The 7,796-nt window shown below is 59.7% G+C and carries 7 protein-coding genes; all 7 read left to right on the top strand.

Annotated elements, in window-relative coordinates; genetic code table 11:
• Window positions 1-205: integrase core domain-containing protein (locus A3730_RS30460; protein WP_156501232.1), on the top strand; the 205-nt coding region annotated here is incomplete at its 5' end.
• 109 nt (window positions 206-314) lie between these two features.
• Complete coding sequence (gluQRS, locus tag A3730_RS16770) at window positions 315-1,193, top strand: tRNA glutamyl-Q(34) synthetase GluQRS (protein WP_063520233.1); 879 nt, start codon at window positions 315-317, stop codon at window positions 1,191-1,193.
• A 197-nt stretch (window positions 1,194-1,390) separates the two neighbouring features.
• Window positions 1,391-1,567 (top strand): hypothetical protein, encoded by a 177-nt coding sequence (locus A3730_RS31765; protein ID WP_007149317.1) that lies wholly within the window; start codon window positions 1,391-1,393, stop codon window positions 1,565-1,567.
• Window positions 1,557-4,499, top strand: coding sequence for a sensor histidine kinase (locus tag A3730_RS16765; protein ID WP_156497001.1), 2,943 nt, complete (start codon window positions 1,557-1,559; stop codon window positions 4,497-4,499). Before A3730_RS31765 ends, A3730_RS16765 begins: the two co-directional genes overlap by 11 nt.
• Before the next feature lie 36 nt (window positions 4,500-4,535).
• A complete protein-coding gene (locus A3730_RS16760; RefSeq protein WP_063538491.1) occupies window positions 4,536-5,864 on the top strand; it encodes a sigma-54 dependent transcriptional regulator in 1,329 nt (442 codons plus the stop codon).
• A 190-nt stretch (window positions 5,865-6,054) separates the two neighbouring features.
• Entirely contained in the window at window positions 6,055-6,612 is a 558-nt protein-coding gene (locus tag A3730_RS32740; RefSeq protein ID WP_231880639.1) for a hypothetical protein, read from the top strand.
• 1 nt (window position 6,613) lies between these two features.
• Window positions 6,614-7,796: polynucleotide adenylyltransferase PcnB (gene pcnB / locus A3730_RS16755; protein ID WP_231883982.1), on the top strand; the 1,183-nt coding region annotated here is incomplete at its 3' end.

Genomic DNA, 7,796 nt, shown 5'->3' with positions numbered 1-7,796 from the left:
CCGGCGCGGCAACTGCTGGGACAATGCTTGTGCCGAGAGTGTCTTTGCCTTGCTAAAAAAGGAGTGGACTCGCCCTCTTGGAGAGATAGGCCGAGACGAAATGGCGAGCGAAGTTCGTTACTATACGGACCAGTACTATCCCAATGTGCGTCGGCACATGGCACTGGGAGGAGTTTCCCCCAGTGCCTATGCTGCGACCGTTTAATCATTAGGTGTCTACTAAATCGGGGGCACTCCAGGGCGTTTTACGCCCCGTTTTGCTGAATCTAGAAACTGTCTTTTCGCTGTCAATTGTCAACTGTCCACTGTCAACTATGTTCTATCGCGGACGTTTCGCCCCCACCCCCTCCGGCCCGTTGCACTTCGGCTCACTGGTGGCGGCCCTGGCCAGCTGGCTGGACGCTCGCTATCAAGGCGGGCAGTGGCTGGTTCGCATTGACGATCTCGATCCTCCCCGGGAGATGCCGGGTGCCGCGGATCATATTCTGGCGCAACTGGAGGCGTTCGGCCTGCACTGGGACGAAACCGTGCGTTACCAGAGCCGGCGCGGCGAGGCCTACCAGGCAGCAGTGACACAGTTGCTCGACACCGGCCACGCCTTTCACTGCCGCATGACCCGCAAGGAACTGGCCCCCCTGGATCACTGCCATCCCGGTATCGCCGCCGCCGTTCCCGCCGGCAGCGACACAGCGATTCGCCTGCATGTGCCAGACCGGCGGCTCTGTTACCCCGATGGCATCCAAGGACAAGTCTGCAATAACCTCCACCGTGATGGTGGCGCCTTCGTAATACGCCGCCGCGACGGCCTGTTCGGTTACCAGCTGGCCTGCGCCCTGGATGATGCCGATGACAACATTACCCATGTACTGCGCGGTGCCGATCTGCTTGATTCCACTCTGCGTCAGCGCTGGCTGCTGGAATGCCTGGGCCGGCCAGTGCCGGATTATGCCCACCTGCCGGTGGTAATGAATGGTCGTGATACCAAGCTGTCCAAATCCAGTGGTAGCGAAGCGCTGGACCTCGCTCGGGCCAGCCAGCTACTCGCCGCCGCATTTAGCTACATGGGCCTGCAGCTCCCCATCGATATGCATGGAGCCAGCCCCACAACCATGCTGGCATGGGCGAAAGCCCATTACCCCGAACACCAGTGGCCACCCGGCCGCCAACAACCGTTACCGGCATCTTCCTTGTAAGATTGCTGAAATCATCTCGTCAATCACTTCCGCGATTAACCTTTTTGTTCGCGGCTCAAGCGCCACTCCTACCCACAAAACGTGCTTTTCGCCTTTCGCTGTCAACTTTCAACTATCCACTGTCCACTTTGCGTTCCCGCTTTTACACGCCTCCCCCACCTGACGTATGCTCTTGCACCAGAGGGCCTTAACCACCTATGTATACTGATCGCCTGCTTATTATTTTTATTCTCGGCACCTACTTGCTGTCCCCTGCCATTATTGATTGGTGGAGCGAAGGGGGCCGCGCTTGGTATCGGCCCTACCTGATCTGGCTGGGACTGATCGCGCTGAGCTACTGGATCGCCAAGAGCAAGGATGTCGATGGTCTATAGTGTCAGCGACCTCATCCTGATTGCCTGTGGCTACCTGTTTTTTCTTTTCATGGTGGCCTGGATCACCGAACGCGGCTGGTTACCCGCAAGGTTGGTGCGGCACCCGGCGGTATATGTATTCTCACTCGGGGTCTACGCCAGCGCCTGGGCGGTGTACGGCTCAGTGGGGTACGCCTATCAGTACGGCTATAATTTTCTGTCCTACTTTCTCGGCATCTCCGGCGTGTTCCTGTTGGCGCCAATTCTGCTGGCGCCTATCCTGCGCCTGACCACCACCTACCAGTTAAGCTCCCTGGCGGATTTGTTTGCCTTCCGCTATCGCAGCCGCCTGGCTGGCGCCATGACCACCATCATCATGCTCATCGGCGTGTTACCGCTGCTGGCGCTGCAATTGAAAGCCGTCGCCGAGTCCATCCAGATTCTCAGCGGTACCGCCGACCCCCGCGACCTGGCCGCCGGCTTCTGCCTGATGATGGTGATCTTCGCCATTCTGTTCGGCGCCCGCCACGCCACCGCCCGGGAAAAACACGAAGGGCTGGTGGTGGCCATCGCCATGGAATCACTGATCAAGCTGCTGGCTTTCGGGGCCGTGGCCCTGCTGGGCCTGTATGGCGTTTTTGATGGCCCGGAAAGTCTGGGCAATTGGCTGGACGACCACCCGGAAATGCTTTCGCGGCTCTATTACCCGCTACAGGATGGCACCTGGCACTCCATGATCATGGCATTCTTCGTGTCCGCCGTAGTGCTCCCCCACATGTTCTACATGGCGTTCACCGAAAACCTGAACCCCCGCGCCCTGATCACCGCCAGCTGGGCACTGCCGCTGATGTTCCTGGTCATGGCCCTGTGCGTGCCGGTCATTCTGTGGGCTGCTGCCGCCAGCAATGCCCCCACCTCACCGGACTACTATGCACTGGGCATTGGCATGGTCACCGGCGGGCACGGCGCCATCCTCGGCTATATTGCCGGCCTGGCCGGTGCCAGCGGCATGCTGATTGTGGCTACCCTGGCCCTGTCCGGCATGTGCCTGAATCATCTGGTACTGCCTGCCAGCCCGTTGCATCAGGGCAAGAACCTCTACCGCAACCTGCTGTGGACCCGACGTATTCTGATCGCCGCCATTCTCGCCCTGGCCTATCTGTTTTATCGCTTCACCGGCACCGAGCACACCCTGGTAGAACTGGGCGTGCTGTCTTTCGTGGCCACGCTGCAATTTGTTCCCGGGCTGATCGGCGCCCTGTTCTGGCCCTCCGGCAACCGCAATGGTCTGTTCGCCGGCCTTGTCGTGGGCTTCCTGTTATGGCTGCTATTACTGCTGCTCCCCATCACCTACCCGCAATGGCAATTTCAGGGCTTGATGGAATTGCTGGGCATGCGGTTCCAGACCGGCGCCAGCCAATGGCACCACGTGGCCATCGCGTCAGTCACCGCCAACACCTTGATCTACGCCATCGTCTCCATTGTCACGCCCATGTCCCGCGCCGAACAGAACGCGGCGCAAGCCTGCGCAGTGGACAGTTTGCGCCGCCCCTATCGCTGGGAACTGGAAGCCAAGAGTGTAGATGATTTCATTGATGCGCTGACCCAGCCCCTGGGGCCGATTACCGCTACCCGGGAAGTGGAAATGGCGCTGCGGGATTTACGTCTGCCACGCACCGAAACCCGGCCCTACGCCCTGCGGCGTTTGCGCGACCAGCTGGAGACCAACCTGTCAGGCCTGCTGGGGCCGTCGGTTTCCCATCAGTTGATGGACGATCACCTGCCTTACTTGCCTGAAGAGGAACAAAGCTCCAGCGAAGACATCCAGTTTATCGAGTCACGACTGGAGCAATATCGCGACCGGCTCTCCGGGCTGGCCGCAGAGCTGGACGGCCTGCGACGCTTCCACCGCCAGACCTTGCTGGAGCTGCCCATGGGGGTCATTTCCCTGGGCGCCGACCGGGAAATCATTGGCTGGAACCGGGCCATGGAAGAACTCACCGGCATCACCGCCGCCGACACCATCGGCTCCCGGCTGGCGGATCTGGACCCGCCCTGGGGCGATTTCCTGACGCAGTTCAGCCACGACGACAACCCGCACCAGCCACAACAATCGCTGGAAGTGGACCGGCAGACTCGCTGGCTCAGCCTGCATAAATCCGAAGTGCTGGGCACCGGCACCTCGGAGCAGGCTGGCGGGCAGGTAGTGGTGATTGAAGACATTACTGAACTGCGCCACATGGAAGCGCACCTGGCCCACAATGAGCGGCTCGCCTCCATCGGCCGGCTCGCCGCCGGGGTAGCCCACGAGATTGGCAACCCGGTGACCGCCATCGCTTGCCTGGCACAAAACCTGGACAGCGAAACCGATGCAGAGGAACAGCTGGAATCCAGCCAACAGATCCTTGAACAGACTCGCCGCATCACCCGCATCGTGGAATCGCTGGTGACTTTCAGCCATTCCGGCGGCATCAAACATAGCCAGCATGTGCCCGTGAATATCCGCGACACCGTGGACGAAGCCGTATCCTTGCTACTGCTCGACCCGGACCACCGCCAGCAACCCTTCAATAACCAGTGCGAACCGGAACACTGGGTGCAAGGCGACCCACAACGCCTGCTGCAGGTCTTCATCAACCTGCTGGGCAATGCCGCCGACGCCAGTGCCGACAAACAGCCAGTCATTATTCGCTGTGAAGCCGCCGATGAGGTGCTGGATGTGATTGTGGAGGATCAGGGCCACGGCATCCCCGATGAACTGCGCGACGCCCTGTTTGAACCCTTTGTCACCAGTAAGCCACCGGGGCGGGGAACAGGCCTTGGGTTAGCGCTGGTTTACAGTATTATCGAAGAACACCTGGGCGCGATTCGAGTGGAGAGCCCGATCACCGAACAGGGCGGCACCCGGTTTATTATTCGGCTTCCCATGCACGCCCCGACATCCGGTGTGTAATGCGCCATTGAAAGACAGGACAGGATCAAGTCATTCATGAGTCACATTCTGATTGTTGAAGATGAGCCGGTAATTCGCGGCGCCCTGCGCAAGCTGCTGGTGCGCCACGAACATTCGGTTGAAGAAGCGGAATCCGTGGAGCAGGCCCGCGAGTACAGCCTCAATCAGTTCGACCTGATAATCAGCGACCTGCGCCTGCCCGGCGAACCCGGCACCACACTTATAGAAGCGGCCGGCATCACACCGGTGCTGATCATGACCAGTTATGCCAGCCTGCGCTCCGCAGTGGATGCCATGCGACAGGGCGCCGTGGACTACATCCCCAAACCCTTCGATCACGACGAAATGTTGCTCGCCGTGGATCGGGTATTGAAAGAAGGCCGCCTGAACCGGGGCAACCGGGCCCTGCGCCGGGACCTGGAACGCAGCTTCCCGGTACGCAACATGATCGGCAACAGCGAGGCCATGGAAGAGCTGAAACACCGCATTGGCCGCGTGGGACCGACCAACACCCCGGTGCTGATCATGGGCGAAGCCGGCACCGGCAAAGAGCTCACCGCCCGCGCCCTGCATGAGCACAGCGAGCGAGGCAATGGCCCGCTGGTCTCGGTGCAATGCGCGGCGCTGCCCCAGGCCCTGCAGCTCACAGAACTATTCGGCGATCACGAACAGCCCGGCCGCATTGAAGAAGCCGACGGCGGCACCCTGTTTCTGGATGAAGTGGGCGAACTGACCAGCGAAGTACAAAGTCGCCTGCTGACCCTGCTGACCCATCACGAAATCCACCGTCAGGGCTCCCTGTCACCCCGCCGGGTAGATGTGCGCATTCTCGCCAGCAGCCAGCTGGACCTGCCCGGCCGGGTCGCCGACGGCAGCTTCCGCCAGGATCTTTACTATCGGCTGAACGTCATGGAACTGACCCTGCCGCCGCTTAACGATCGTCAGGAAGACCTGGAACCCCTGGCCAATGCCCTGCTGGCCCGGGGCTGCGAAAAGCTCAACCGTCCGGACCTGCACTTCACCCCGGAAGCCCTGCAAGCCATGCATAGCTATAGCTGGCCCGGCAACGTGCGGGAACTGGAAAACGTGATTGAACGGGCCGTTATTCTCACTGAAGAAGACGGCATCGGCCCGGCCCAGCTGGGCCTGAACCCCAACCGCGCGCCCCAACGCGTCAGCCGGGCCAGCCTGGACCCCAGCGAAGACCTGTCACTGGAAGATTATTTCACTCGCTTCGTGATGGAAAATCAGGACAGCATGACCGAGACCGAGCTGGCGCAGAAACTGGGAATCAGCCGGAAAAGCCTTTGGGAGCGGCGTCAGCGGCTGGGCATCCCCCGCAAAAAGGCCAGTGCACGTCGTTGAATAAGAATACAGCATCGCTTGCCATTGACCGGCAAAACCAATCCACACGTCATTAGAGTCAAACGCAAAAACGTTAATTCGGGACACGGAAATCGGGAGCAGGACCCGAAACAACCTAAAAGCCGAGCAAGTGTTACCGCTCTACACAGGAAAGTAACACAAGCGTTACCTGGATCCGGCCGCATTTAAGGTGTTTTTTGCAAAACACGCACAACCCAATGATTTAAATGGATTTTTTAGCGTGTTGCATTGGCAGGGGTGGACGGGCACTATGAATCCCACGCCAGCAAACAAGAAAAACAGCGGCGTAAAAGCTCAAACAATAACAACAAGAAAGAAGAACAATAATTTCACGAGCCAATGCAGTGCTGCTGCAACTGATGATTGCAGCGACAAGGCAGAAAACAACACAAACAATAATAACAACAGAATCAGCGCAAAATATGGGAGTCACAACTTCGGTTGTGGCTCCTTTTTACTTTCTGGCCGGGCATTTTATCCCATTACCTTGGCCGGTGCCGGCCCTTACGGGCCAAAGACATCTCAACTGGCGAAAAAAAGTGCTACTATCGCCGCCTTATTGCTCATTTTGAGGCCGAATTTTTCGCATGCCCTGCAAGCTTCTGAAACGTATGACACGCTGGTTCACTCCGGGTTCCCCAAAATCTTCCGGCCCGATAGAACCGCGCGTAATTCCCCGCGACCAACACCCGATCTCCCGCAAGCAAGTTTCCCGAGCGGCGCTTGATGTGCTCTACGGATTGCACAAAGGCGGGTTCGAGGCCTACCTGGTCGGCGGCTGCCTGCGCGACATCCTCTGCGGCCGCGAGCCCAAGGATTTCGACGTCAGCACCAACGCTACACCTGAGCAGGTCAACCGTCTGTTCAAGCGCAGCCGCATTATCGGCCGCCGCTTCCAGATCGTGCATGTGCGCTTTGGCCGCGAAGTCATTGAGGTTTCCACCTTCCGGGCCAAGGCCAGCGATGACAACCAGGACCAGAACAAACATCACGCCCACGAAGAAACCGGGCTGGTACTGCGCGACAACACCTGGGGCAGCATCGAGGAAGATGCCCTGCGCCGGGACTTCACCATTAATGCGCTGTACTACAATATTGCCGACTTCACCCTGCATGACTTTGTCGGCAGCATGGGCGATATCGACCAGGAAGTGATCCGCCTGATCGGCAACCCGGAACAACGCTTCCGCGAAGACCCGGTACGCATGCTGCGCGCGGCCCGCTTCGCCGCCAAGCTGGGCTTCCACATTGAAAGCAGCACGGCGCAACGCATTCCCGACATGGCAGAGCTGCTTCTGCAGGTCCCCGCCGCCCGTCTGTTTGATGAAGTGCTCAAGCTGTTCCTCAGCGGCCACGCCCGCGCCTCCTATGAGCAGCTACAGGAGCTGGGTCTGTTCCGCTTCCTGTTCCCGGAAACCCAGCAAGCGCTTGAAGGCGACCAGGGCGAGACCTGGGAAGCCATGCTGCTGGCCGCCATGGACAACACCGACCGCCGCCTGCTGATGGACAAACCCGTCACTCCGGCCTTTATCTATGCGGTACTACTGTGGCCGGTCATTCAGCAGCGCTTCGGTGGCTACCTGTCCAGCGGCTTGCCGCCGGCCCAGGCACTGCACAAAGCCGCCACCCGCGCCCTCAACCAGCAAATAAAACACACCGCCATTCCCCGTCGCTTCTCCACCGTGATGCGTGAGATGTGGGAATTGCAGCTGCGTCTGGACAAACGGGCCGGGCGCCGCGCCGATGCGATGATGGAGCATCCTCGCTTCCGTGCCGCCTACGATTTTCTGCTACTGCGTGAGCAGAGCGGAGAGATCAAGGCCGGGCTTGGCGACTGGTGGACCCGCTATCAGGAAGAAGATGAAAGCGGCCGCCGGGACATGATCAGTCAGCTGGGCAACCAGGGGGGCG

Source organism: Alcanivorax sp. HI0044, from assembly GCF_001634945.1.
Note: the sequence above shows the minus strand (reverse complement) of the source record. Positions and strands in the feature narration are given on the sequence as shown.

Excerpts from the sequence above, each read along its gene's own strand:
- A3730_RS16765 (WP_156497001.1), top strand. The coding sequence starts at position 1,557 with ATGGTCTATAGTGTCAGCGACCTCATCCTGATTGCCTGTGGCTACCTG.
- A3730_RS31765 (WP_007149317.1), top strand. The coding sequence starts at position 1,391 with ATGTATACTGATCGCCTGCTTATTATTTTTATTCTCGGCACCTACTTG.
- A3730_RS16760 (WP_063538491.1), top strand. The coding sequence starts at position 4,536 with ATGAGTCACATTCTGATTGTTGAAGATGAGCCGGTAATTCGCGGCGCC.
- gluQRS (WP_063520233.1), top strand. The coding sequence starts at position 315 with ATGTTCTATCGCGGACGTTTCGCCCCCACCCCCTCCGGCCCGTTGCAC.